General features: G+C 47.1%; 30 protein-coding genes and 1 pseudogene. 17 read left to right on the top strand and 14 right to left on the bottom strand.

Annotated features, from left to right (window positions below; translation table 11 throughout):
• The 8 genes from ACXAD4_RS29535 to ACXAD4_RS29500 all read right to left on the bottom strand — a co-directional run.
• Window positions 1–484, bottom strand: a 484-nt coding sequence (locus ACXAD4_RS29535) for a ParA family protein (RefSeq protein WP_475245865.1), incomplete at its 3' end; no start/stop codon positions are given.
• Between the two features lie 341 nt (window positions 485–825).
• Complete coding sequence (locus ACXAD4_RS29530; protein ID WP_475245864.1) at window positions 826–1725, bottom strand: D-alanine--D-alanine ligase family protein; 900 nt, start codon at window positions 1723–1725, stop codon at window positions 826–828.
• Between the two features lie 450 nt (window positions 1726–2175).
• A complete protein-coding gene (locus tag ACXAD4_RS29525; protein WP_475245863.1) occupies window positions 2176–2694 on the bottom strand; it encodes a metal-dependent hydrolase in 519 nt (172 codons plus the stop codon).
• Entirely contained in the window at window positions 2691–3425 is a 735-nt protein-coding gene (locus ACXAD4_RS29520) for a hypothetical protein (protein ID WP_475245867.1), read from the bottom strand. Before ACXAD4_RS29520 ends, ACXAD4_RS29525 begins: the two co-directional genes overlap by 4 nt.
• A gap of 79 nt (window positions 3426–3504) precedes the next feature.
• Entirely contained in the window at window positions 3505–4227 is a 723-nt protein-coding gene (locus ACXAD4_RS29515; protein ID WP_475245862.1) for a hypothetical protein, read from the bottom strand.
• A gap of 119 nt (window positions 4228–4346) precedes the next feature.
• Window positions 4347–5315, bottom strand: a complete 969-nt coding sequence (locus ACXAD4_RS29510; RefSeq protein ID WP_475245861.1) for an endonuclease/exonuclease/phosphatase family protein — start codon at window positions 5313–5315, stop codon at window positions 4347–4349.
• Window positions 5302–6183, bottom strand: a complete 882-nt coding sequence (locus ACXAD4_RS29505; protein WP_475245859.1) for a ribonuclease T2 family protein — start codon at window positions 6181–6183, stop codon at window positions 5302–5304. Before ACXAD4_RS29505 ends, ACXAD4_RS29510 begins: the two co-directional genes overlap by 14 nt.
• Window positions 6184–7252: 1069 nt before the next feature.
• Complete coding sequence (locus ACXAD4_RS29500; RefSeq protein WP_475245857.1) at window positions 7253–8305, bottom strand: replication initiation protein; 1053 nt, start codon at window positions 8303–8305, stop codon at window positions 7253–7255.
• Window positions 8306–9036: 731 nt separating this feature from the next.
• Here ACXAD4_RS29500 and ACXAD4_RS29495 point away from each other — a divergent pair.
• On the top strand, window positions 9037–9633 hold the full coding sequence (locus ACXAD4_RS29495) for a recombinase family protein (protein ID WP_475245855.1): 597 nt from the start codon (window positions 9037–9039) through the stop codon (window positions 9631–9633).
• A 70-nt stretch (window positions 9634–9703) separates the two neighbouring features.
• Here ACXAD4_RS29495 and ACXAD4_RS29490 read toward each other — a convergent pair whose 3' ends face one another.
• The 3 genes and pseudogenes from ACXAD4_RS29490 to ACXAD4_RS29480 all read right to left on the bottom strand — a co-directional run.
• A complete protein-coding gene (locus tag ACXAD4_RS29490) occupies window positions 9704–9892 on the bottom strand; it encodes a hypothetical protein (protein ID WP_475245854.1) in 189 nt (62 codons plus the stop codon).
• Between the two features lie 118 nt (window positions 9893–10010).
• Window positions 10011–10631, bottom strand: coding sequence for a hypothetical protein (locus tag ACXAD4_RS29485; RefSeq protein ID WP_475245853.1), 621 nt, complete (start codon window positions 10629–10631; stop codon window positions 10011–10013).
• Window positions 10632–10873: 242 nt separating this feature from the next.
• Window positions 10874–11410, bottom strand: a pseudogene (locus ACXAD4_RS29480) (recombinase family protein); the annotation flags it as partial.
• A gap of 228 nt (window positions 11411–11638) precedes the next feature.
• Here ACXAD4_RS29480 and ACXAD4_RS29475 point away from each other — a divergent pair.
• Complete coding sequence (locus tag ACXAD4_RS29475) at window positions 11639–12580, top strand: HNH endonuclease (protein ID WP_475245852.1); 942 nt, start codon at window positions 11639–11641, stop codon at window positions 12578–12580.
• A gap of 71 nt (window positions 12581–12651) precedes the next feature.
• On the opposite strand, the gene ACXAD4_RS29470 is transcribed toward ACXAD4_RS29475, so the two are convergent.
• From ACXAD4_RS29470 to ACXAD4_RS29460, 3 genes are all read right to left on the bottom strand, one after another.
• The gene (locus tag ACXAD4_RS29470) at window positions 12652–13323 is read right to left on the bottom strand and encodes an MPN domain-containing protein (protein ID WP_475245851.1); all 672 of its coding nucleotides are present in this window, start codon (window positions 13321–13323) and stop codon (window positions 12652–12654) included.
• 133 nt (window positions 13324–13456) lie between these two features.
• Window positions 13457–13807, bottom strand: a complete 351-nt coding sequence (locus ACXAD4_RS29465; RefSeq protein ID WP_475245850.1) for a hypothetical protein — start codon at window positions 13805–13807, stop codon at window positions 13457–13459.
• A 424-nt stretch (window positions 13808–14231) separates the two neighbouring features.
• Window positions 14232–14966, bottom strand: a complete 735-nt coding sequence (locus ACXAD4_RS29460) for a hypothetical protein (protein ID WP_475245849.1) — start codon at window positions 14964–14966, stop codon at window positions 14232–14234.
• A gap of 1681 nt (window positions 14967–16647) precedes the next feature.
• Between ACXAD4_RS29460 and ACXAD4_RS29455 the strand changes: the two genes are divergently transcribed.
• From ACXAD4_RS29455 to ACXAD4_RS29385, 15 genes are all read left to right on the top strand, one after another.
• Window positions 16648–17097 carry a hypothetical protein gene (locus ACXAD4_RS29455; protein WP_475245848.1) on the top strand — a complete coding sequence of 150 codons (450 nt, stop codon included), beginning with the start codon at window positions 16648–16650 and terminating at the stop codon, window positions 17095–17097.
• 11 nt (window positions 17098–17108) lie between these two features.
• Window positions 17109–17900: a 3'-5' exonuclease gene (locus ACXAD4_RS29450; protein ID WP_475245847.1), complete on the top strand. Its 792-nt coding sequence runs from the start codon at window positions 17109–17111 to the stop codon at window positions 17898–17900.
• A complete protein-coding gene (locus ACXAD4_RS29445) occupies window positions 17893–18018 on the top strand; it encodes a hypothetical protein (protein ID WP_475245846.1) in 126 nt (41 codons plus the stop codon). The genes ACXAD4_RS29450 and ACXAD4_RS29445 overlap by 8 nt, the downstream gene beginning before the upstream one ends.
• 111 nt (window positions 18019–18129) lie before the next feature.
• Window positions 18130–18384 carry a hypothetical protein gene (locus ACXAD4_RS29440; protein ID WP_475245845.1) on the top strand — a complete coding sequence of 85 codons (255 nt, stop codon included), beginning with the start codon at window positions 18130–18132 and terminating at the stop codon, window positions 18382–18384.
• Between the two features lie 8 nt (window positions 18385–18392).
• Window positions 18393–18650: a hypothetical protein gene (locus tag ACXAD4_RS29435; RefSeq protein ID WP_475245844.1), complete on the top strand. Its 258-nt coding sequence runs from the start codon at window positions 18393–18395 to the stop codon at window positions 18648–18650.
• Window positions 18651–18828: 178 nt separating this feature from the next.
• The gene (locus ACXAD4_RS29430; protein ID WP_475245842.1) at window positions 18829–19134 is read left to right on the top strand and encodes a hypothetical protein; all 306 of its coding nucleotides are present in this window, start codon (window positions 18829–18831) and stop codon (window positions 19132–19134) included.
• A gap of 13 nt (window positions 19135–19147) precedes the next feature.
• A complete protein-coding gene (locus ACXAD4_RS29425) occupies window positions 19148–20038 on the top strand; it encodes a membrane lipoprotein lipid attachment site-containing protein (protein ID WP_475245841.1) in 891 nt (296 codons plus the stop codon).
• A gap of 201 nt (window positions 20039–20239) precedes the next feature.
• Window positions 20240–20533: a hypothetical protein gene (locus ACXAD4_RS29420; protein WP_475245840.1), complete on the top strand. Its 294-nt coding sequence runs from the start codon at window positions 20240–20242 to the stop codon at window positions 20531–20533.
• 46 nt (window positions 20534–20579) lie between these two features.
• On the top strand, window positions 20580–20738 hold the full coding sequence (locus ACXAD4_RS29415) for a hypothetical protein (RefSeq protein ID WP_475245839.1): 159 nt from the start codon (window positions 20580–20582) through the stop codon (window positions 20736–20738).
• Window positions 20739–20820: 82 nt separating this feature from the next.
• Window positions 20821–22053, top strand: coding sequence for a GIY-YIG nuclease family protein (locus tag ACXAD4_RS29410; protein ID WP_475245838.1), 1233 nt, complete (start codon window positions 20821–20823; stop codon window positions 22051–22053).
• A complete protein-coding gene (locus ACXAD4_RS29405) occupies window positions 22050–22298 on the top strand; it encodes a hypothetical protein (RefSeq protein ID WP_475245837.1) in 249 nt (82 codons plus the stop codon). Before ACXAD4_RS29410 ends, ACXAD4_RS29405 begins: the two co-directional genes overlap by 4 nt.
• Window positions 22291–22512 (top strand): hypothetical protein, encoded by a 222-nt coding sequence (locus ACXAD4_RS29400; RefSeq protein ID WP_475245836.1) that lies wholly within the window; start codon window positions 22291–22293, stop codon window positions 22510–22512. Before ACXAD4_RS29405 ends, ACXAD4_RS29400 begins: the two co-directional genes overlap by 8 nt.
• Before the next feature lie 12 nt (window positions 22513–22524).
• Window positions 22525–22647, top strand: a complete 123-nt coding sequence (locus ACXAD4_RS29395; protein ID WP_475245835.1) for a hypothetical protein — start codon at window positions 22525–22527, stop codon at window positions 22645–22647.
• Window positions 22648–22691: 44 nt separating this feature from the next.
• On the top strand, window positions 22692–22874 hold the full coding sequence (locus ACXAD4_RS29390; protein ID WP_475245833.1) for a DUF2786 domain-containing protein: 183 nt from the start codon (window positions 22692–22694) through the stop codon (window positions 22872–22874).
• Window positions 22875–23107: 233 nt separating this feature from the next.
• A complete protein-coding gene (locus ACXAD4_RS29385) occupies window positions 23108–24241 on the top strand; it encodes an ISL3 family transposase (protein WP_475245831.1) in 1134 nt (377 codons plus the stop codon).
• The last annotated feature ends 41 nt before the right edge of the window (window positions 24242–24282 follow it).

The following is a 24282-nucleotide window of genomic DNA, read 5'->3' as shown; positions in this document are numbered from 1 at the left end:
TCAACGAGAACGATCCGCCATCAACCGGGATCAGGAAAAGATCGGCGGCCATCATAGCGTTGACGGATGTCAGGCTGAGGTTAGGCGGGCAATCCAAGATAACCAGATCGTAATCATCTTTGATGGTATCCAACTGCTTAAGCAAGATACGCTCGCGATGCACCTTGGTAAGGCTCTGCTCAATCACCCGGCTCAGGCGGATATCTGCCGGGCATAGTGAAAGGTTGTCGAAGTTATCGCCACCGGCCTGGGCAGGGACAATAGATTGGCTGATCGGGTGCTTCTTGGCCGATTCGAAAACATGCGAGATAGTCGTCTCGAACTCGAACTGTCCGCCGCTGAGTACGACGGTCAAGTTGGCCTGCGGGTCGAGGTCGATAGCAAGAGTGCGCTTGCCTTCTTTGGCAAGCTGGGCACTCAGGTTGATGGCCGTAGTGGTTTTTCCCACGCCGCCTTTCTGGTTGATAATAGCGATGACTTTCACGGGGTTGCCCTCTCTTTTATGTACTACAAATGTAATACATAAAAGTTTAGGGAGCAAGGTTATTCTTGCATCAAGGGCATTCCGTGTTGGTCAATTATGGAGGTATTTAGCTTTGTAGTCTGAACTTTGGTGGAAGAAAATAACTCCGGTAAAGTGTATAACGAGTGTGGCTACCCAGATTAAATTTTCAGTCTCCAGTAAAAAAATGCTATTTAACGGTAGCCACAGAAGGTAAATGGTAATAATCAGTCTGTGAGTACTCTTGTTGTTGTTTGAAAAACGTGCATATTTTACGATCAAATCAAGCATAACTTTTATCGCTGCCTTGTTTAAAAAATTACTTAAATAACGCAATAGCAATTGGCCTCCTGGATGAGGCTTTTCAATATTGCTTCTGGGTCGGCTTTCGCCTTGTTCAGGGCGGTTATAAAACCTCCTCCCTGATAAATAGGCGGGTACGTTAATACATTTTCAAACACGACTCCGAATGCACGGCTGACCTGGAAGTCAATCTGGACCAGTCCTTCCAGCGCAAGAAGATCACAGGCTCTTTGGGAGAGCAGTTCAATTTGTAATGCATCGTTGGGATCAATACTGTAGTTATCGGTGTAGATATAGGGGGAACCGTTGGTCATACTCGCCCTTTTAACTATGGCAAGCGGTGTTCTGTTGATGATGATACAGGCCATATGTACTGTCTGCGGATTATAGGGCTCGACCATTGCCGTATCGCAGAACTTGAAGCATTCTTGAAGTTGTCTTTCGGTGCTGGCAGTGTCGCGAATATCGATAATGCTTTCGCCATACCAGAGTTTTTGCGTCAGTGTGCTGAGTTTGATATGTGATGACGCGAAATCAAACACTTCCTCATATGAAGAATGGCTATTCCGGGAAATTTCACGATATGTAGCAACGGGCAGGTTTTCGTAGCCTAATATTTTTTTTAGGCTTTTCTTGTTGTAGGTTTTATTGGCAGTTTCCACACCACAACCGACATAGTGGATATTCTCGATATCCAGTAATGCCTGTGTGTATCCCTTCGTAGCTAACATATCGTGCTGGGCAATAAAAACACAGTCAATATTGAGCAGGTGGTAGAACTGTTGATTTATAAACTGTGGGTTGATCAGGCTGATCTTGTATCCAATACGGCTCAGATGCCTTTCGAGGTATTGATAGGTCTGATCCGCGAGTGGGCGCCAGTACTGCACATCCCCGCTAATGAAAATCCCGATATTCATTAGCCGCCCCGCTGCTTTCTGAAGAAGGAAGGTGTGATATACAGTGATGTCGGACTAGTTTTGTTATCATGTACACTGTTTTTCTGGGTGGTAAACGATGTAGGTAAGCATCTTTTATTTTTATCATTACGCATATACATAGGATCGTTCCGGCTATTGGAATTTGCTCAAGAGTACACTTCGGTAGCAATGAAAAAAGTTAAATATTATTAAGGGGTTCTAGTTAACCTGCTGGCTTGGTTCATCCCCTTTGTTTTGTCAGGTTTGGCTGAAGAGATTGCCATTCTGGCCGAGGCCATTAGCTAATTGCGGTGAGTGTTTTTCGTATCTGCTTCCCTCACTTAGCAGACCAATATTATGAGTCGGATAATTCAAGCAAGCATTCAACGTGACAAGTGATTTATTCACAATAAACATTAAAGCCATTTAGTGTATTACATTTGTAATACACTAAATAAGTCTAAACCGGTTGGCCTTCCACTCGGCACCATCAATCAGGCCTTGCTGGTATAGCCCGCTCCAGTCATAGAAAAAAGGTGCAAAGCTTCCGCTGCCGGTGACATGGCCGATGGCGATACAGGCAACGACTACGCCGGCCGCGATTGCGTACTCGATAGGATCACCGGTACGGAAACGGCCGCCGAACAGGTGGAAGCGCCTGTCGCTGTAGGGCGAGAACGGCACGCCCGATACCGTCATGGCATCGGTCAGGATATGGCTGACACCGCCCCATGCAAAGGCAGCCAGCAGACCGTGGTAGTCCCAGATAAATGTAGAGGCAACGGCGGCAAGCAGCCAATGGGTGAAGATGTGGGTCGGGCCCCGGTGTTTGATATGGCGCCCCGTTAATTTGGCGATATATTCAAACCAGTCAGGGGCGGTTGCCCCCGCTACACAGGCCGCAACATGGGGCGGTGATATCACGGCGCAGACCGCACCGGCAATCAGGGTATGGTTGAGCCATTTCATTGGGGCAACCTTTGCTGCAAAGAGTTATCCGGTGGCGGCAGGTAGGCGAGCGATTTCAGGTAGGTGTTTACCTGCTCCTGCTTCGCGGTGTCACACATCGAGATCAACGCCAGCCGGTTCTCTACAATCTGGCTTTCGTATTTGAGGATATCGCGCTGGGCAGCGGCCACTTTCTCGAGGAAGCCGATCTGCTCGGTTATATTGGCGATCCCCTGCCTGACCCGCGCCTGCGAACGGGCTTCCATCACCAGATATAACCCCATCTCGCGGTAGGCATGGTTACGGTTGGCCAGGGCCTGGGCAAAGGTCGCGACATTTTTGGCGGTACCGACCCTGCGTTTGTGTTCCCACTCCCTTTCCCTAGCCTGCTCGGTGGTCGAATAGAGCGGCATCTCGCCGACGACCCCGATGTAGTGGTCGGTGATCGCCGGCCAGTCGCTGCTGTTGAACTGGTCGATGCTCGAACGTACCCCGGCAACTAGGCTGAGATCGATCTTGAACTTGGTTTTCTCCGGGTAACAGTTGTTGATCACGGTGAAAATCGCATCGGGGTCGACCTTCGGGGCCGGTGCCAAAGCCGGTGACGGCGTCACAAAGTGCGGCGCCTCTCCTTTGAGGGTTGGTAGCTCGAATGGTTGGATGTCCGGCGGTGCTTCTGCCGGCTGGCTCCACGGCAGGCTGATCTGCCACCCCGGCCCCTCTTCCGCCGCTTTGGCATCAGCCGGAAGCATTAGGGTGGCAACGGATGTCAGTGCCGCGTGCAGGATCAGCAGGGCAACAACCAGCGCGCGCAGGAGTATTCTTACGATGCTAGTCAGCACGGGTAGAGCGCCTCCCGCTGCCGAGCATCTGCAGGCCGCCTATCACGGCCCCGGCCTCCCAGGCTCCGGCGACGACACAGAGTGCGACTAGGAACCAGACCAGTGCTTTGGTGGTATCGTAGCTGACGTCGCTCTCGAGGTTGATACGCTGGGGATCACGGCGCTCGATGATTGGGCGGATGGAAGGCGGAAGGCGGCCCTCTTCGCTGGCTGCAACCAGCCACAGCTTGGCCGACATCATGCATTTTCGGGCGACCTGCGCCTTGCGTCCGGTTAGCTTGTGGGCATCGTCGACAAACAGCAGCGTCTGGGTATCGAGCAGGTAATCGGCGAGCAGGTCGGCTTTGAGCTGTAGGTTGAGCCGTTGCCATGGCGTTGGGGCGTCCTCGCCGGCAGTAAAATCAGCGTACCATCGCTCTATCCCCTTTACTTCTACCCAGCTGGATAGCGGCATCAATCCTTCCAGCAATACCGGCTGTGGCTTGCGGCCCCAGATTTCGTTGCGGTTTTCCCGCAGGCGCGTTAGCCAGCGGCTTTTGCCGGAATCGTGGGCACCGGTGATCAGCTGGCAGCGGGTGCGCTTCAAGCTGGTCTCGGTACGGCTATCGCTCGGGGCAAACTTGCGCGGCGCGTCGACGATCAGCGGGGTGACATATCGGCTGCCGTCGCGCCGGGTCCGGTTGTGGTCGGTACGGAGTTTGAGGAAGCGCATGTGTCTCTCTGATGGCTGCGAGAGCTTGAGGTTAGTGCAGTTCTTGAGCTCGGGAAAAAGAAATGCCCCGTTTTGCGAGGCATTGTGCTGTGTTGTGAAATATGCTCCGTGTCAGTTACCTACCGCCGGGCAAACTCGGCCCATAGGGGGTAGTGATCGGAAATGCGGTGCGATAACTGCTGCCGGGTGAGGCTAGGGTAGAGGACCGGAACAAAGTCGAAATTACCGGCGTCCAGGAATGACATATTCAGCTGGGCCTTCCTCGACTGGGTGAACCAGGCAATTTGGTCGTAGAATTTGTCATCCTTCCCTCCGTGGAAAATCGATCTCGGTACCTTGTTGAGTGCATCGGGTACGACAAGGCCTGTCGAACTAAATGCATCCCATAATGGGTCTCCCTCCCGGTCGATATTGAAATCACCTAGTAGGATCAGATTATGGTGGAACCGCTTGCTCTTTTTCGCCCAGTCTGCCATCCACTCAGCGATGGCTTCCAGTTCGGGAACGCGCTCCTGGCTGCTGTCACCATATAGAATATGGGCGGTCACCAGAATAAATGTTTCGTCTCCCGCCCTGAAGCTTACCGCATAGGGTGTCCGGGCAAACTGCTTGCTGATGTTATTCGGATCTTCCAGGACTTCCGGCGGGAGTACCAGTTCGCAGGCGAGCCCTGATAACTGTACCCGTTCGGTATCGAAGATATAGGCAAGTCTCTCGCTATTTCCTTTTTTGCCCTTGGTGACGTCGGTCATGATAAAGGCCCAGCGGTCACCGAGATACTTCATCATATCCCGCAATGCCCTCAGGTTGCTGCCGACCTCCTGTACCGCACAGACATCGAACCTGCGGATGATACTGGCAATGGATAGCAGGCTCCGGAGATCCCTTTTCGGGCTGTAGTCATTGCCGTCCTCTCCCCATTTACGGGTCAGGTTACCGAACCGGCGGATATTCCATGTCCCGATCAGCAGATTACCGTTATGCTTGCCGGGAATCGCCACATCCAGAGCCTCAGCCAGCACCTGCTGCTCATTGCTTACGGTTGTGGGAGGCGTTTCGAGGATAGTTGCCATGCTAATTACCCTCAATCGTCCTGACCATGAAACGTCCGGTGCTGCAGGATTTCTCCTTCTCTGTGCAAGCCATCGGTTCACCGCTGCGGTCGAAGCAGATGCGGATCTCATCGAGGGTATCATCGCTGGCTTTCGGCGACCGATGGTTTTCGTCACATGCGAGCTCAATCATATAGCTATTCAATTGCTGGTTAGTGGAGATGATCTGTTCTTTGAGCTCGGTTGCGCTGTAATGGCGGTGCTGCAAGCTTGGTAGGGTTAAAGTTTGCCAAAGCTTCTCCGTCAATGCGAAGTACTCCGAGCGCTTGAGGCCGGAACAGGTACCGTGCCGGTTCCATTCATGACAGATTAGATAATCAGATGGCATGTACTGCCAAATCCTCGTTTTGTCTATGTCATCAAATTTCCCTTGTTGGGTAGCACACTCTAACGGATAGCCTTTTTCCTTGCTGTTATCGTACTGGGGCCATAGGCCATGGACTATCCAGTTCCGGCTGCACTGTTCCTGTTTGTAATCGTCTTTGGATATGCAGAATTCCGGCGAATAACTTATCGCAAGCTTGTAGTAATCAAACATGCCGGGTGTGTGCTTCGCTTTCCTATCTGGGTTGTTATAACCGATCTCGCCTTCGGCATTGCCGCAATAGGCATAGGTCCATCTTTTTCCTTGTCCGGGAATATCGATCCAAATGACTTTTTCTTCCGGAGAGTTGTACTTCAGTGCTGCGTAGGTTTTCCCGACGGTAAGTGTTGGTAGAGATGGTTGGCAGCTTAATTCTTTCAGCTTCCGGGAATGCGGGCATTGCTCAGTGGCCGTGAAGCTTGCCGCGGTCGCTGCTGTTGGTACGGCCAAAATGAACAACAGGGTTAGCCAGGTTTTCATGTGTCCTCCGTCCTTGCGCGTTGGTTAGTCTCCATGAAGAGTATATAAAGCCATGCAGTACCGTTTGGATTACTGGTCACAAAGTGACCAATTTACCGCTGTTAAATCCGGACAGCCGCGAAATTTTTTTTCGAAGACTAAGGGGTAAACAGTTATGTGTGGTGTGATGGAGGCTGTTCATTGGCTGGTTGTACGTGAATATCGGACGTTTTTTACGTACAGGTATCTATGACGGGGGCTGGGTGATGCCACACAAGTGCGTTAGCATCAACCCGCTTTTCCATCAAAGAAAGTATGTTGGCTCTTCTTCCGGATCCTTTATCAGGTGCGATGGTTCTGCGACAGATTAGTTAGGGCTGGGCATAGTCGCACGGTTCGCCAGTACCGTTGCAGGTCGAGGCGTTACTCTCTTCCGTTTCCCTGCTGGTTTGCGCCTGTTCAACGCGTGACGTCGTCACACTCAGGTCATACCTAACAGCAGGGCAATGTATGGTTATCACCCGTTTCGCCTTACCTGCTTATTACCCGTATCTACTGCAACCATGATACGGGTACGTCCCCGTCAAGACGGGAGTCCGGTTGTCACCGCCTGTTTCTTTATGCCGTATTGCTAACCGGCAGGCCGCCCACTTATTTTATGTCGCTGGCGTGGTTGTCCCCGCTACGACCAGGAAAGGTCGGTTTCCTAAAAAGTTGGGAGTTGGTTCAAATAAGACGAGTTGATACGACCGCATTTAAGCGGCAGAATGGAGTGGCTATGCTATTCCTTTCCTGTTCAGGCTACGCTGCTGCAACAGCGCCCTGTCCTTGTATCCGTCCCTGATTTATTCCGTTAAACAATCCTTGTCGTGTGGTATTCATGTGCCTGTAACATAACAGTTTGGTTCTGGAATTGGTCGCGGGTCTAAAGTTGCTCGGCATAGATCGGGAGCGGGTGAAATAGGGGATAGGTCAATTACATTAGAAAGGGATCAATAATGCCTTTTCTAATGCACTATAACTTAATATTTTACAAACTATATAACATAATCAATAACATCAAAAAGAAGCTAATCAGCTTACATGTTTCTTAAGTGCCGTATTCCTCAACAATAGCCATCGCGCCCTTGAACTTCAGCATGAATGCCTCATTGATTGCAATGTCATCATCCATAGCAAGTTCGCCCAGTCGGTTCTTCACATTATGGAACTCCGCCGGAGTAGGAATTGCCCGTTCGAATTCAATATCCCAATATGTCTTCACGGCATCGGAATACGTCAACGCTTCTTCCAGTACAGGCTTCTTGGCCCGCGATTTTTTTTGATGGACGGTGGTCCAGTTGTACAGAAAATCGATTTTGTCGATCTTACGGCCCTTCTTGATTGGCTGGTAACCAATATAACCATCGGGACCAATGTCGAACTCGATATTTCGGTCCGTCTTAGCGATCTCCTCGATAGACTGCTTGATACAGCGCTCGATGAAGACCTTGTTGTTGGCGTAGCTTTTCTTGATCAGCTCACCTTTTTCGTTGAGCAAACCGAAAAAAGCATGTAGGTCGGCAATAGACTGAGGGTGCAGCTTCGTCCCCTCGTTTTTGAAACGGCACAGAAGCGGATAAAGGCGCTTGGAGTGTTCTCGCCTCAGCTTGCGGAAGACCCGGTGATCGACCTGGGCATGTCCTTGCGAAACGCCTAGGTATTCAAGCATCAGCTCATCATTGGGAGTCATCGTCAATACCGCATCTTGGTATTCGAGGCGCTTGAACAGCGGGATAAAGGCAAAACTCTGTTTTCCTTCACGCTTTATTCCCACTTTACGATCAGACAACCTGTCAGCCGTATCGGACAACGTATTGTAGAGATCGGCTTTCTTCACACCGAGCCATTCGCACAGCACATCGGAATTGAAATTGTAAGCCGGCGACTTGGGAATAAGCCCGTTCTTGAACGACTCCCAATGCTCCTCATGCAATCGGCTCAGCAGCAGTGCCATCAAATCGTGTTCCCGGGCTGAAAGGGAGGTCTGGCTGAAAATAAGATCATGGCTCTTCTTGAAAAACTGCGCCGGTAGCTGCTTGCTGTCATCCGTGCGAACAATTTCCTGCTGTGTGCCCTTCAATTGCAACTCCAAATTGGTCACTGCCCCTCCCCCTAAAATAACCAAATTTGCGTGTTAAGGTCACATAATTTTCCGGTTTCAGCGGGGAAATCGGAAAAAGCAGTGACCAAAAGCCCAATTATGCCTGATTGCTATGCCATAACAAACTCTCTTAGGAAAATTATGTGACCCTTTGAAAAGCACAGCGAACCAATAAAACACAGACTTAGAGTTATCCCCATATTCCCGGAAGCATGATCGGAAAATCATGTGACCTTTACAGGAAAAAAAAGATCATTAGATCGGAAAATCATGTGACCTTTACAGGAAAAAAAAGATCAGTTGCAGGAAAAAAAAGATCATTAACCGGAAAAATTTGTGACCTAAAGTGACTTAACGTATTGTTTAAAAAGGTCAATTTTGAGCCTATATACTTTATATACTCTATATAGTTATATATAGGGTTATATATTGTTATATAGCGTGGATATGTGGATAAGTCTTTGACGCTTCAGCATCCTTAAACAAACTAACATCACCTGATACAACAAATCTCAACTCACAATCAAGATAAAAACAACAACCAAAAGCGGCCTCAATCCAAACCTAAGAGCACTTAGCATCAACCCCGCAAAATTTCCTTACCAAGCCAAGATCTTTGCTCACAGCGCGCTACAGGAAGCATAATTACACTCTATCAATAACTTACACAGTTCCTTTTAACCATAAGATCCTATAGCGTGATATGAATAAATTATAAACAAGGATGACTTATGACTAGCTATGCCTACTTACGTGTTTCAACGGATAGCCAGGATATCTCAAACCAAAAACATGGAATTTACGAATACGCTAACCGGAGCGGTCTTTCTGATCTTGTGTTTGTTGAAGATACCGTGTCAGGACGAAAAAAATGGCGGCAGCGGAAACTTGGCAGCCTGCTAGAAGGGATGACACAAGGCGATACCATTGTTTTTGCAGAAGTCACGCGTATGGCTCGTTCTACTCTGCAGGTATTAGAAATTCTCGAGCTATGCATGGAAAAACAGCTGAAAGTACATATTGCTAAACAGAACATGCAACTTGACGGTTCGCTGCAATCAAAAATCATTGCCACTATGCTTGGGCTTGCCGGTGAAATCGAACGCGAATTTATCCGTATGCGTACTAAAGAAGCATTAGCAGCCCGTAAGGCTGCCGGCCATCAACTAGGCCGGCCTAAAGGTCCTGCGAAAACCCTCAAACTTGATGCAAAACGTGACCAAATAGAGAAATATCTAACAATGGGGTTAGGGATCAGGGCGACAGCCAAACTGGTTGATGCTGCACCGAGTACGTTGAGTGATTATGTGAAGCGTCGGGGGTTGTAGATGTTCTGTGTATTACAAATGTAATACATTATATTAGGGTTGATCCAGTTCATGCCTATGGTCTTTATGTTTAGTCAAAATTTTCGACCACAACTTTTCCTGTCGTTTTTTGCTTGTAGACCAATTGATCGAACTCGATCTGAACCAGTTTTTCTCCCCGGGTTTTCAAGCGGTAGAAATCAAGCCCGCCAAAGTAAATTTCCGTATCATCCGAGTAAAGCTCAAGCATTTTTTTGAGCTCGCCGACGGTTAGCTGCATATCAACCTCCTTGTTGCTGCCTGTTTGTAATGTACGTTTTTTCTATGCCCTAGTCATTGACGGGCATAACGAATTTCTTTCTTCCCGCTAGCGGGGGCATCATCACGTTGCTGCGCATTTAATTGAGCCAACCCTTAAACTCACTACTGTTATCGAATGTTTTTAATACCTCTCCGTTATTCTTCAGGAGGGTGATTTTTTGCTCGGTATCGATTTCTACAAAATAGCTAAGGTTATCTATGACGGCTCCATAGACGTCCAGCCTAAACTGGAAATGCTCGGGAAATATTTTATTCACTTTATAAGCCTGCATGTCAGGTTGATGTTGCCTGACAATTTCAATGCATTGTTCAAAAGTGTCTTGGCGACGACATGTACGTTTTCCTACGCGTTCTGTTTGAGGCTTTGAACGCAAGGACTCTACAAGCTCCTTGGTTTGTCGCAACTCTTTTTTTAATTCAATCACTTCATCATGCGTAGAAGATATCTCCTTATCTTTTTGGGCAATGATACGACCAAGCAGATCTGCACTTCGCTCTTGGTTTTGCAATTTCTGGTAAAGTGATTTCAGTTCTTCGTCATTCTGTTGTCGGGGCGCAGCCCTGAGGTTTTGGTTTTTATCTTCCAGATATTTTAGTTTTACCTTTATTTTTTTATGCGAGCGATAGAATACGATGGCCGGTACTACCAATGCCCCGAATACTATGGCACCCGCCATTTCAGGTTGAAACTCGATCATTTTGGCGCAACCTCACTGAACCATTCGGAAGTATCCCAGTTATTGGTGTTTTGACTGGTTCTGATAGCGATCTGCTGACCGATCAGGCCCTGCGATTTTTCAAATACATCAAGAGCGCTTTGTTGGTACTTTTTTATACTCATCTTACGTGTTTCCCCTGCATGGTTTTCAATAATGATTAACGAGCCGGTATTTTTTGCCGATACCAGTGTGCCAAAGTCATTCCAGACAAAATTGTTCATTTCCAAAACCTTGTAAACTGTTGTCCTGCTACATCCCAGCTGCCTGCTGATGGCATGCTTGTTCATCCCTTGATCGGCGAGCTGGCGTATTTTGCTGTGCAGCTCGGTGTCGGGGAAGCGGCCTAGGTGCTTCCCTTCCGCCCGTGCTCTTTCTCTTCCTTCGTTGCAGCGTTGAAGGATGCGCTTGCGCTCCATTTCGGCGAAGGCCGAAATCGTGGTGTAGATCACTCGGCCGACGTCGCTGTTGATGTCGACGTTGCCCAGATCGTGGAATACCAGGCCGGCGCCCTTGGCGGCAAGGGTGTCGGCGATCTGTAGCGCGTCGATGGTGTTGCGGGCGAGGCGGTCGACCTTCATGACATGGATGGTGTCGCCCTCGCGGGAGAAATCGATCATCGCCTGTAGCTGGGAGCGGTCGGAGTCCTTGCCGCTGGCGTTCTCCCTGAATATCTTCTCGCAGCCCAGCTGGTTCAGCTGCTCGACTTGAATGTCGAGCGACTGGTCGCTGGCACTGACCCGTGCATAGCCGATGAGCATCTGTGTAACCCTGCAATAGTGTCCATTATGTTATATGTGATTTTATGGTCATGTACAGGTTTGTGCAACAGGAGATCTTGGACAATAAAAGCGATGTCACTGCGGACTGTCCTGAAAGTACACCTTTATGGACATGGCGTATTACACCTTTACTGTTCAATGGGTTGCTCCCCCCTTTTTCATGTGTGAGGATCAGTCATCATCTTTTCTAGAATATCGAGGCCAGCAATGTATTGGTGGGTTAACCATAAACAAACTCATGCTGAGGAGATCCGCGGAGGCTATATTTGGTCGCCGAAGAAGAATACTAACGGGGCAAAAAACCATAGCTACGACAATATGCCTCGTACTGCGGTAGGCGATACCGTTTTCTCTTTTGCATATGCAGAGGTGAAAGCGATAGGTGAAGTTGTAGAGGCATGTTGCTCTTCAGCAAAACCGAGTGAGTTTGGTAATAAGGGTGACTATTGGGATGATGAAGGATGGTTAGTAAAAGTGAAATGGACCATGCTAGAGAAACCATTTCGTGCCAAAGATCATATCGATAAAATTGAGCCTCTATTACCAGCAAAGTACTCCCCTATTCAAAAAAACGGTAATGGCAACCAAGGCTGTTATTTGGCTAGCGTTTCTACTGAGTTAGCTCAGGTTCTGTTCTCACTAGCTGGTAAGGAAACAGAAGCGCCTGTTGCTGTCGATATGGATGAGAAGGTTGAGAAAAAAGAGAGTGCTGCTTTGCAGCAGCTTGAGCAAGATACATCTTTGACTCAAACTGAAAAAGAGCAACTTGTTAAGTCTCGACGAGGACAAGGTAAGTATCGTCGCAATTTGGAGCTCATTGAATCTCACTGTCGTGTGACTGGACTTGCTGATAAGCGTTTCTTAGTGGCTAGTCATAGTAAGCCTTGGTGTGATTCATCGAATATAGAAAAGCTAGATGGCTACAATGGCTTCTTGCTTTCACCGCACATCGACCGTTTATTTGACCGTGGTTGGATTTCTTTTGCTGATGACGGTGAGCTGCTGGTTGCTGAGCCTCCTGTTATCGACGTCCTAAAATCTTGGGCTATTTCTTACCCGCTGAATGTTGGCTCGTTTACAGACGAGCAAAAGTATTATCTAGAGCACCATCGAAAAGAAGTCTTTAAATCAAAGCATTTGGAACGATAATGTATTACATTTGTAATACTTATAGTTGTTGGCTCAATAGAGAGCGGCAACGTGTTAGTTGCCGCATTGTGTTAGTTCTCGAAGAATCGGCATTCCAGCGAAGGGGCTTGTAGGTGTACGTCATCATGATGATAGTAATAACCTTCACCGTTATCTTCGGCATGCGATGAAGCATAGGCGCGTAGCCAGAGCTTGCGTCTTTCTGCTGATAGGACAAAGCCTTTGTCCATTTCACTGTTTGCTAGTCGGCTCGGGTACGCCCAACCATTGCGCTGCAGCTCGGTGATTGTCAGGATCAGGTGCACCATTTCATCTTGCTCTGGTGCGATTACCTCATGGATGTAAGAGAAAAATTCCTCATCCTTTTTAGATGCTCGCCAACCTGTTTCATGATTAACTTCATCCAGTGAATCATAAGGGTGGGAATGGAATGTCCCGATCAGCTCCAAGTTTGGCCAGTAGCGCTCGAAGAATTCTTTTTTCTTTTGAATGGACTCAAAGTCAGGGGCTACCGATCCGTGATCGCGTACGGCAGATGTTTCAATAGTTGCTGTGGTAATTACACAGCGTGCGGGCTTGTTGCCTTTCTCCGGAATGATATGTCCCCATAAAAGGCCGAACGTTTCTATTCTGTCCTTGGCCCGCGAGCGGTGCGTTGCCTTGTGTTCGATTTCATACGCTTCGATGGCTGACGTAAATAGTTGAGGTAGTACTGCATCCTCAATAAAGATCGCAGTGGTCATGGTGCTCTTCCTTGTACGATAAATTGCAGAAGAGAGCTAGCATATCAAAAGGATAAGTAAAGTAGTTTGATTTATATCTTATTGCTTAAAAATCATTGTTTTGATTGCTTTTATGTATTACATATGTAATACATCATTGCGAGTCGTAGAGTCTACTGTCAGCATCAATGATCTCATTATCACAATATTCATTGAGGTAGGCGTTCACCGCGACATTCCCAGCCGTTTTGTTGGGTGCATTTAATGTTTCCATACGTGTAAGTACTCTGGCTGCGATTTCTTGGTTGGTTGCTTCTTTCTCAGAACGGCAGGCTCGTTGCCAGTTCGTAATGTATTGGCTCTCTAGTCCGTCGGCCAGACCCATGATGTATAGCATTGAATATTGGAACCCTTGATCACCTTGTTTGCTAATGTCTAACAACTTGCCTGCTGTCAAACCTGTCCAGGTTGCAGGAGCTTCTTCGAAGCTGGCCATAACGGGCAAGGATAGTATCCCTATAACGAGAGAGATTTTACGTATCATTTCTAACCTGTTTTTTGGTGGTTTAGAGCAATATGTAATGCGGTGGTGTCAGGACTGAAAGTAGCTGTAGGTACTATTGGAGGAGGGCTCACAGCTTGTTGTACTTTTCTTTGTTTGTGTTGCGGACTACTTTGATATGGCTCTTTAATAGCAGATGTTTACGCTGAGTTGTGTATTACACTTGTAATACATTTTATGCTCGTTGTTGTTTCGGTTAAGTGAGAATACCGTACTGTGCTGTATTCTGGCCTATTCATCGTAAAGCATTGAAAAAAATAATCTTCCTAACGAATAGTGGTTCGAAGGCTGCAGCTGTTCCTGTGAGGTACCAGAACAAGAAAGGCAGCCGTTTGGCTGCCTCCGTTACACAGGTCAGTCGGTAATCTTAATCAATATTTACTCGCTGGATATTAATTTCGATTTTTCCGCTGTTGTTTTGTGCGTCATCGATAAGGAAGAACTGTAGTTCTCCTGTTGAAGTGATATATGAAACGTTGTCGTTGGCGATGGAAATTTTCTTTTCGCCGTTTTTATCGATGTACGCCACGCCTACATTTGCAAACCTGTCCCCGCGATCATTGTGGGCCGAGTTATTTTCTGTTACCTCAATTGAGTATGTGGTTCCTGGTTCAACAAAATGAGACAGGTAGCTACCACCATAACCGCTCATTGTATGTTCTGAGGCATCCAGCGTCACGGTTTCTCCTGCAACGGTATTGGCTGTACCTACGATAGTTACAGTTAGGCTCTGCAAGCCCCAGGTCTGGGGTTTAACGTCAATGTTGAACTTTCCTGTCATGAGTGCTTCACGAAGCTCGTCTGTCTGGACAGCACGGCAATACTCTACATTGTTGTTATAGAAAGAGTTGAAGACTGAATTGTTGCTGTTGTCATAGACATTCAGCGTCGTCATCCACGTGTGGCTACTTTCATATGAAGGCTTTACACAAAGCTGCTCCACAGATGAGAACGTATTACCGAAGTCGACATGCCCATCAATCAAGTCGGCGGATTGGAGAGGGAACGGTTGAGCCAAGGTTACTGAGCCGATGTGTGTATCGCTGGCATTGGCAAAAGCAGAAAGAATAAGAAGAGAGGACGGCAGAAATAGTTTTAACATGGTAAATCCCTATTTGTTTAAAAAAGTTCATGTAGTGCTGGCCAGCGCTGGGGAACATGATTAAACATTAGGATTTTTTTGTCAAAGATATTTTTAGGGTGTAGTTACACGTGTGCCATTATATTACCACAAAACAAATAAATCAATAGTTATTGTGCCACAAATTAAACTTTTTATTATTTTGTTTTTGCGATTAAGCTTTTGATTTTATTGGGTTTTGTGTTTATTGGTGTGAGGTTTGTCACGTTTTTAATTTTTTTACTACATTCATCATATGGATAACGCCGCCCTGCGACCGCATTTCGGCTCCCTCCGGTTTGTTTTGCAGGCCATCACGTAAAAGCGCCGCGTAGGCAGGGCGCATCAACGCTGCGCGTCAATTGCCCACCCGGCAAACGTCATGGCCTACAAAACGCCCCTCCGTCCGCCTCCATCGCAGGGCCCTCAAGAGCTTTGCTACCAACCCCCATCCCCCACGCATGGGGGGATGGCGCCAACTGTAACATAATGGAATTTATGCGAAGTTGTTACGCCGCTAGCGCCAGGCAAGCTGGCGGCGGCTGGGCAAATTCAGGCATAAAAACATTATGTGTAAATTGGCGCGCAGCCTTGGAAAGCAGGCTGTAAGGCCGCCGGGCAAGCCGGCGAGTTGTTTATCGTCCCGTGGCTGCACCACCGGCCGGGCAGGCCTGCGCACCGCAGCACAGAAGGCGTGCTGCCGTGCGGTTAGCCTCGGCGTTACAACATTACAGCTTCAGTTGCTGTTGGTTCGGCATGTTGGCCGTGCCGGCCAATCCACCTGGCGCAAGCCCCTCGGTGGCCCCCACATCCCCCGCCCACCCGGTTTTGCCCCGTTTTCTTTTGTGGCGGGTCGGTGCCTGCCAACGGTCCGTTGCCAGCGGAAGGCTTATCAATTTCAAAATTCAGGGGGCAAAGGTGGGCTTGTCGTGGGGGCTACTATCTGCAGTAACCAACCTCGTTTATAAGTCATGAATTATTGTTGATTATATTTCTTTAAATTAACAAATACATATACTCATATCTACACCTTTAATATTAATTATAATTTATAGTACTTGTTTACTAGTTCGGGAAGGATCCTGTATGCAATTTTTTCTATCATTGAAACTTATCTGAAGTAAAAATGAAATATTTTTCAGGTAGTGAGAAATAAGCCATATAGAACCTTTTGATTCGTAAATGACATTATATTTTATATAAATATCAAATATGCTTATCGATAATACATATAAATATTAAATGTAAAAAATACTTTCATTATTCACTGAACGAATTATTATTAGCACACGAACGCTTGAAGAGCGGGGCAGTTGGGCGCCTGCATTAGGTTCGGAGAATCAAACATGCTTATTGCAATATCATCATTTTCGCGATTAGCCGTAGGCCTCGAAGACGTACATTTCTACATACGAAGGACTGGCAGCCGACACATTGTTGGGTGGCGCTAAGCTTTTAATAATAAGGCTTTAATTGCGATCTTGTGGGTGCTGTAGTCAGGGGGGGTTATCCAGCCTGAGTACATTTTTTCTTTGCTTTCTGAGGATTATGCCCAGGGCCTGATGGCTGAGCATGCAACTGGCTCCGGTGAGGTGCTAGCGATAAGCATCGATATAATAAATAAATTTATATTTTGAGGGCGGGGTTCGTCCCACAATAAAATATGACTAAAGAATATATTGATATTCCTATTGCTGAGGTTCTATCTCGGGAAGAGATGGCTGATAATCCTGAAAAAGTTTCAGATAACAACCTAAATATTAGCAAGTTAAATAAGAATGCTGCTCGCCATATTAATTTGATGTACGTTCGTCAGTCTTTTAAAAACAAATCTATATTCTTGCCTATAGAGGATAAGAATAGAAAGTCTCCATCTGGTGATGATGTTTTCCATATCATTAACCTCTTGAGAGATAACTATAAATTAAGTTTGTCCAATCTTACTAAGATGCTAGGCCTGAGCTCTAACTTTTCCTTCAACAAGTGGACGAGCAGTAAAGAAAATGAAAGCCCGATTCCTTATGCGGCATGGCGGTTGCTATGTGCTAAAGCAGGTTTGTCTATCGACCTTTCGATGACAGCAGAGGAAACGGAAAAACTAAAGAACATGTAGTAGAGGTAAATGTGGGTAGCAGCAACAAGGTAACAGTTAGCCGGTACATGAAAGAGCTTCTTAGTGACCGCTCAAACCTTTGGATCTTGGATACCGAGACAACTGGCTTGGGGAATGATGCTGAGGTGGTAGAGCTTTCTGTGATTGATGGTACTGGCAAGGTGATTATGGATACGTTGGTTAAGCCAATCAAGCCAATCCCTGCTGAAGCTACAGCGATTCACGGTATCACCAACGAGATGGTGAAGGATACCCCGCACTTTATTGATGTGCTGTTCACGTTCGCCAATGAGTTCTGTAAGGATAAGGTAGAAACGCTGGCTATCTATAACGCTGATTACGATACCCGAGTGATGGACCAATCAGCAGAGGCGGTGTTGATGGCCATGCCTGAAGATGAGTTTTTACGAGTCAATAAGGATGCTGAAACGGCTATGTCACTGGTTGAGGTTGCTGGCCACTGTGTGATGGAAGATTACGCCTCTTTCTACGGTGAGTGGAATGAGCGCCATGGTAATTATCGCTGGCAGAAGCTGACTAAAGCGGCCATGCAGTGTGGTATTCCTAGTGAAGGTGCGCACCGTGCGCTGGCTGACGCCCGTATGACTTTGGGTGTCATGGAACACATGGCCAGAAACGGCGGTGAGATTAAGTACCAGCCACAAGCGGCAGCCTTTGTCACTGCCCAACAAAAAACCAAGCCATATACGGTGCCCAAAGACAGAACCGGTTGGTGGTTATTGTTGGGTACTCCCATTGCCCTTGGTTTAATTGCTTATCTTGGGGACTACTTCAGTGCTTGAAGATCTAAAAGTAAAGCTAGAGATAATCCTACTTTGCATGAAGATAGGGTTAGCTGTGTGGTTCACTGTTTGGTTGCTTGCCGGTAACTGGGATGTGCTGCTAGATATCTTCGCATAACCAGGTGCGGTAACGCCGCACCACTTTAACGAATAAATGCTTAATTACTGGGTATACCCCAGAGAACAAACACGCCTGAACGATGGCAGTTAGTAAAGATAAGAGGCACTGATGGGATTTTTCAGAGCGCTATTCGGAAGTATTGGCCAGAAGCGTACCGGTGGCCGGTCAAACACAATGTACTTTGAGTTGGATGGCGTTGAGTACGACTACCGGAACATCACCAACAACATGCTAATCAAGGCTAAGTCAATTAAATGGGTGTCCGGAGATCCTGATAAGCGGAACCTAAAGCGACTAAGCCGGTACCGCCACAAGTTCACCAACTGGGGAACCTTGCGGTTCTTGGACAACACGATTTTCTAGGCATGGTCATGCGAAAACTAATCATTGCAGCGGCCTTGCTTCTATCTACAAACGTAATGGCCATCTCGATGGAGACAGATTGCCAGGAAGCTGAAGCGAAGCTTTTCAGCCTCAAGTACAAAATTGACCGTCAACAATCATGGGTCCAAGAAGGGCCTGTCAACGGTGAGTTTGAATACCAAATCCTAATCAACTCTTACAAAGAGACGATTAGAAAGCAAATTGAGCTTAAGGCTGCGTACAAGCAATTCTGCAGCGAAGAATAAAAGCTAAATTCGGTGCAGCACCATAAGCTGCACCCCGCTGCCACCACGGTTTCGTTAATTTCTTCTCATTGGCAGTGGGAACACAAATAAAACAAGACCTAACTGGGAACCTAGCGCCCAGTGAATAAACACGCCTGCACTTTGCCGGCGAATAAAAATAGAAACAGGTAAACGTTAAATGAAAAAACTAGCTCTAGTTGCAGCATTGCTAGCACTACCAACAGCAGCCCTTGCTGATGAAACATGTGGCGATTACATGGGAGCCGTAAAGTCTGGCCTTGAGCCTGCTTACAGCTCATACCAGGCAGGATTACGTGATATGGGCATGGCAGATCGTGCCAAGTACCAGAAAGAATTTATGGATGCGCCCACTGACGCCAACTTGAAAAGCAGCGTCCAGTGGATGATGACTCGTGTTCATAACGGCTGTCAGCGTGAAGGCGTTCGCACGAACCTATCTGAAGTAATCAAAGCATACCAGTAACAAGGATTCTCCCATGAAAAAAGTAATTGTCGCATCACTAGCAGTGGCTGCACTTTCTGGCTGCCAGTCAACTATGTCTACCCTTCATGCGCAAAGCTCCGTAGAAAGCGCCTTGCTTGGTAATAACGTTGGCACGATTAGTTTCGGTAACTGGTGTGCTACTGATGGCCACTACGAGCATCAAACTCGTGACCACAGGTACTTTAATGACAAGTACAACAAAGGCGGTGATATGGAGTCATGCTACCAAGTCCTTGCAGAAATGACGCTGCCATTAGTGGCCTACGAGACAGTGGAAGAACTGAAAGCGGTTTATATCAAAGATGACCTTGGGAGCATCGAAACATACCGTCGAATGGCTACCAACCCTAAATATGCAGCAGACCGTGCCACTTGGGAGCGAAAGGTTGAATGGCTAAGCGATCCAGAAATTCAGCGTCTAGTTAAGTGGGCCGAAACAGTCGATACCAGTGCGCCATGGCAGTCCGGTGAATACGGTGATGAGTTTGAAGGGTACAAGGCCATTACAGCAAACCCTGCTTATTACAGCGCTGGCAAATTAAAGATGCGTACCAACGTTAACTTTGAATGCCGCATTAAAGGAAACCAAAAAGACTTCATGTTTGTCTGGCGTGTTGAGGATGCAATCGCAACACCATCTAGCCCAGTGGTTGTAAAAGCCATCTTAGGTGGCAAGCCAGTGACCATGCGCTCGAAGCTATACAGCAATTCTTACCGTTCTGGTTTTATCGTCGGTAAAGATGCGACTGCACTGGCCAACCATGTACTTGCTGGAAACCTGCTTAAGTACCGTGTTGACGGTGATACGTCTTACGCCGATTTTGAAATTAAAGAGTCAGGCAAGACGCAGGCACTTAAGGATGTGTTAGAGGCTTGTAAGTAACCCGATAGCCATGGAAGACCTTTCAGCAAAAGAATGGCAATTAAGGGATAGGTTGATGCGAGCCAGACGGTTTACACAGCCTATCCCGCAGGAACTTAAGCCAGCAGTCAGGGCTTTTATTCGTGATTGCCGAGACAGTAGAAAGCAGTTATGCAGAGTGTTTGGCCTCAATTACAAAGAACTCGAAGAGGAACTTTCGGCATGAAGTTCATTGAGGCCTTTGAGGTCTTGCGGAGTTACCGCCGTGAGTACGAGCGATTAGACTGCGAAGTTCGGAAGATTAGGGCCAAGCCAGAGTCGATGCGGTCCGGTAGTGAGTCAGCCCCAAAAGATGCCATTACCTATAAGAGAAACTTGGTCGAGTGCGAGTACAACGAGATGGCAAGTGACAACAAAATAGCCAAGTCACTTGAAGAGCTGAATGCAGGTGATTACCTATCAGTCGCCTTTATCGTCACTGTTGTGACTGTATTCGCTATTGGCATAGCAATTTAATAACGATTAGCCCACCGGTTGGTGGGCTGTTTTGGGGGGGGGGGCGATGGAAAAGAAAGCAAAGGAAGATTCTTTCAACCGAGAGATGGATGAAATGGAGTCAGTGGCTAGGGCCAAGGCTTTGGTTAAGGGTGAGATAACCCCGTCGATAGTTATTGGCTGGATCTTGTTTATTGGTTTTTTGATTTTCAGTTTTGCGGGGTAGAACAGTGACTAGAAGACGCAAGATAAAGAGCATAATTATCTAAGACATCGTGATTTCAGGGGAAAAATACGGAACGGGAAGGATGGCAAGACGGTGGAACCTTGAGGCATGCAAAGAAACCTCAGCTCAATATTCAACTATTAAAGAATGGCGAAAAGAATGGCCTACTGCCTACAAAGCTGCATGGCGACATGGGTGGCTTGAAGAATGTACTAGCCATATGGTTAGGCTTTATAACACTTGGACACTTGATGAATGCAAGTCGGCTGCAAAGAAGTTCTCACGCCGAGTTGACTGGCAGAAGTTGGATACTAGTACATACAAATTTGCCCATCAAAGGGGGTGGCTTGATGAATGCTGTCAGCACATGAAGCTAGTTAACCGAACTTGGACCTTTGAAGAGTGCAAGGACGTGGCTAGTAAGTTCCCTAGGATTGTTGATTGGCAAAAGGGCTGTCCACGTACATACAACTTCGCCCACCGACGAGGCTGGATTGATGATTGCTTCACCCATAGTGAAAGACAAACAAGAACAAGGACGTTGGAGGAGTGTAAGGAGTCTGCGATTAAGTTCTCATCAAGAGAAGAATGGCGAAAGAGTGAAGACTCATCTTTCTACCACGTCGCCAAGAAAAAACTCTGGCTTGAAGCATGCTGCAAACATATGAATTTCAATCCCAAAGGCCCTAGAAAATGGACAGAAGAAGAAATACGTTCTGCTGCAAGCAAGTTCAAAAAACGAGGCGAGTTCAGAGAGGCCCATCCTGGTGCTGTATGGGCTGCAGAAAAGTATGGTATCTATGAGGATATTTGCTCTCATATGGAAGATGTTGCGAGCTGGGATTTTGACTCACTACATGCAATCGCTCTTAAATACTCAAATCGTAATGACTTCGCACAAAATGACAGTAAGGCATTTAACTCTGCATATTTTCACGGGATCATGCACGAAATATGCTCGCATATGGAGACAAAGGTTCATGGGTTTCAGGATGATAAGCCTGCGACTATATACATCCTTGTTGACTCTCAAGATGGCGACAAGATGAAGATTGGTATAACTGGCAACTTCAGGATTAGACATACAGCTTTAAAAAGTGACACGCCATTTTCTTTCAATGTTGTTGAAAAACTTGAGTTCTCTCGTGGCCTCGACGCTAGGATGGTTGAGAAATCTGCACATGGTATGTGTGAGATTATTGGCTTGGTTCAAGCCAATGGCGCAGTTAGTCAGGAGTGGGCAAAACTAGACGGCGCTGTTATTGATTGGGTTCGGGAAGAGCATAAGAGAATAACAAGTGGGGTGGCAGCATGACGCCAGCTAAAGCCTTGCTGTTAGTATTAGCACCACTGGTAATCATGTGCTCGTTCGCCATTGGCATAGCCATAGGTAAGTCGATGAGTGAGCAGGGAGATGAACTAGAGCATCAGCGATGGCTATGTGATTTCGAGATTAATCAGCTAGAAAGAAAGCACCAAAGAGAGATTGCCGACCTTAATATTGACCTGAGACTTGAAAGAGCGAAAGTCGCTTACTGGGAGGAGCGCAACAGTGGTTGATGTTCTAAAAGTAGCAGCACTGATACTGTTTATCGCCATTCTCGTTATTGATGACTTCCGCGAAGATATGTCGAATGAGAACCAGATTAAGCAGCTTATCCAAGCTCATAAGGCGGAGATTGAGTTACTGAAAGCCAAGCACGAGGCCAAACTACTGCGTGCAGGCGCATGCCCTGAAGGCCTTGATGAGAATGAACTGCCAATATTGGTGTGAGGATGTTTGCTGATGCCAATGTTTGTATTTATCCTTGGAGTGCTAATTTTTGCCACTGCCTTTATCGAATCCGACGATGAAGCGATGGAGAAGATCTGCGACCTTGAACTGCGTGTTCTGGTGCTGGAAGAGTAGCTACTTCAGAAAGAAGGATAACAATAGGTACTGGCCACTTTACGGTGGCCGTTAAATACAAAAAGAATAATAAATACCTAGAGCGGATCCATAAGTGCTTCATGCTCGCAGAACAGTCAACGAACGAACACGAAGCAGCGGAAGCTATGGCCAGAGCTCAGGCCTTAACCCCATGCCTACAACGTAGGGTTAAGCCTCCCCAACAAAGGAGGCGATCATGGTTTTAGGTGCTCTAAAACTGTTAGCAGTACTGTTAACAGTACTTGTCTACATTCTCGAAATCCTACAGCGCTAATTTGACGGGCGCCGTTCGTCGGCCAACCTAAGTAAGAACCCAAGGACTATCCTTGGGTTCTTTTTTTATGGTTCTTCTCGGATTACCGGGGAGCAGATACGAAAAACGGTTGGATACGTTATTGTGTAATCGCCAAACAACACTCTAACAACCAACCGTTTTTACATGCCAAACACTACATTACCTTTCCCTCTTTGGGAAGGATTTACCCCGATTAAAGTTGATCAACACCCAGACTCCCTCACGATTCACCTTTCTCCCACGACTCACCCTACGTGCCCTTGTGGTGCCACGAGTTCTGAAGTTCATGACACATCCATACGGACAGTCTCAGACAGAAATATCATGGAGTATGCCGTTATTTTAAAAGTACCGGTAAGACGACTTTGCTGTCTTCAATGTGGTGTGCTTACTGAGAGCATCAGTTGGTTATCCCCTTACTCTAGACAGACTAAGCGGCTGATATCATTCGTAGAGAGCCTCTTGCCCCAACTTCCTATCAAGCACATCTCTGAGTTGCTAAAGCTTCATTGGACGACGGTTAAAAACATCGACAAAAGGCGTCTAGCTAGGGAAGTCAAAGAGCCTGATTGGGGACGGGTTAAACGCCTGGTAATGGATGAATTTGCACTGTTCAAAGGGCACCGCTATGCCACGGTGATTGCTGACGCAGATACCCACCAAGTGCTCTGGATTAATGAAGGAAGAAGCCGAGAGGCTATTCGGCCATTTTTCGAGATGCTCGGAAAACACTGTCAGCAGATTGAAGCGGTCGCCATGGACATGAATACAGCCTTTGACTTGGAGGTGCAAGAGCATTGCCCCAATGCGGTAGTCGTCTATGACTTGTTCCATGTCGTCGCTAAGTATGGTCGTGAGGTGATTGACCGTGTTCGCGTAGACTGTGCAAATAAGTTGAAGGATGACAAGCCCGCTCGTCGTCGAGTAAAGCGAGGCCGATGGGTTCTGCTAAAAAACAGAGCTAACCTGAACGAGAAACAGTCCGGATACCTGGAGGAATTACTCTCTGCCAATAAAGACTTGATGGTCGTTTACTTGATGAAAGAGCAACTTAAGGAGTTATGGTATTGCTGCAGCGAAAGTGACTCGGCCAAACTCTGGGAAGAATGGTGGACACAGGCAAAAGAGAGCGGTATTCAACCGCTCATCCAGTTTGCTCAGAAGCTGAAAAAGTATCTGCCAGGTATTACTTCTTCTGCGGTTCATCCGCTTCATACCTGTCGGCTGGAAGGCATGAACAACAGAATAAAAGTCATGAAGCGAATGGCCTATGGCTAACGCGACACTGGATACTTCTTCCTGAAAATTCGGTCTGTCTT

It is taken from the genome of Photobacterium sp. AWH4_225 (assembly GCF_056158405.1).
Note: the sequence above shows the minus strand (reverse complement) of the source record. Positions and strands in the feature narration are given on the sequence as shown.

Bases quoted from the DNA above. Each gene is read 5' to 3' on its own strand.
- ACXAD4_RS29455 (WP_475245848.1), top strand. From the start codon at position 16,648: ATGACTAAAGAATATATTGATATTCCTATTGCTGAGGTTCTATCTCGG.
- ACXAD4_RS29485 (WP_475245853.1), bottom strand. From the start codon at position 10,631: ATGATCGAGTTTCAACCTGAAATGGCGGGTGCCATAGTATTCGGGGCA.
- ACXAD4_RS29430 (WP_475245842.1), top strand. From the start codon at position 18,829: ATGAAAAAACTAGCTCTAGTTGCAGCATTGCTAGCACTACCAACAGCA.
- ACXAD4_RS29525 (WP_475245863.1), bottom strand. From the start codon at position 2,694: ATGAAATGGCTCAACCATACCCTGATTGCCGGTGCGGTCTGCGCCGTG.
- ACXAD4_RS29410 (WP_475245838.1), top strand. From the start codon at position 20,821: ATGGCAAGACGGTGGAACCTTGAGGCATGCAAAGAAACCTCAGCTCAA.
- ACXAD4_RS29440 (WP_475245845.1), top strand. From the start codon at position 18,130: ATGGGATTTTTCAGAGCGCTATTCGGAAGTATTGGCCAGAAGCGTACC.
- ACXAD4_RS29460 (WP_475245849.1), bottom strand. From the start codon at position 14,966: ATGTTAAAACTATTTCTGCCGTCCTCTCTTCTTATTCTTTCTGCTTTT.
- ACXAD4_RS29470 (WP_475245851.1), bottom strand. From the start codon at position 13,323: ATGACCACTGCGATCTTTATTGAGGATGCAGTACTACCTCAACTATTT.
- ACXAD4_RS29425 (WP_475245841.1), top strand. From the start codon at position 19,148: ATGAAAAAAGTAATTGTCGCATCACTAGCAGTGGCTGCACTTTCTGGC.
- ACXAD4_RS29435 (WP_475245844.1), top strand. From the start codon at position 18,393: ATGCGAAAACTAATCATTGCAGCGGCCTTGCTTCTATCTACAAACGTA.
- ACXAD4_RS29420 (WP_475245840.1), top strand. From the start codon at position 20,240: ATGAAGTTCATTGAGGCCTTTGAGGTCTTGCGGAGTTACCGCCGTGAG.
- ACXAD4_RS29495 (WP_475245855.1), top strand. From the start codon at position 9,037: ATGACTAGCTATGCCTACTTACGTGTTTCAACGGATAGCCAGGATATC.
- ACXAD4_RS29490 (WP_475245854.1), bottom strand. From the start codon at position 9,892: ATGCAGCTAACCGTCGGCGAGCTCAAAAAAATGCTTGAGCTTTACTCG.
- ACXAD4_RS29520 (WP_475245867.1), bottom strand. From the start codon at position 3,425: ATGCTTCCGGCTGATGCCAAAGCGGCGGAAGAGGGGCCGGGGTGGCAG.
- ACXAD4_RS29475 (WP_475245852.1), top strand. From the start codon at position 11,639: ATGTATTGGTGGGTTAACCATAAACAAACTCATGCTGAGGAGATCCGC.
- ACXAD4_RS29505 (WP_475245859.1), bottom strand. From the start codon at position 6,183: ATGAAAACCTGGCTAACCCTGTTGTTCATTTTGGCCGTACCAACAGCA.
- ACXAD4_RS29395 (WP_475245835.1), top strand. From the start codon at position 22,525: ATGCCAATGTTTGTATTTATCCTTGGAGTGCTAATTTTTGCCACTGCC.
- ACXAD4_RS29515 (WP_475245862.1), bottom strand. From the start codon at position 4,227: ATGCGCTTCCTCAAACTCCGTACCGACCACAACCGGACCCGGCGCGAC.
- ACXAD4_RS29415 (WP_475245839.1), top strand. From the start codon at position 20,580: ATGGAAAAGAAAGCAAAGGAAGATTCTTTCAACCGAGAGATGGATGAA.
- ACXAD4_RS29530 (WP_475245864.1), bottom strand. From the start codon at position 1,725: ATGAATATCGGGATTTTCATTAGCGGGGATGTGCAGTACTGGCGCCCA.
- ACXAD4_RS29385 (WP_475245831.1), top strand. From the start codon at position 23,108: ATGCCAAACACTACATTACCTTTCCCTCTTTGGGAAGGATTTACCCCG.
- ACXAD4_RS29405 (WP_475245837.1), top strand. From the start codon at position 22,050: ATGACGCCAGCTAAAGCCTTGCTGTTAGTATTAGCACCACTGGTAATC.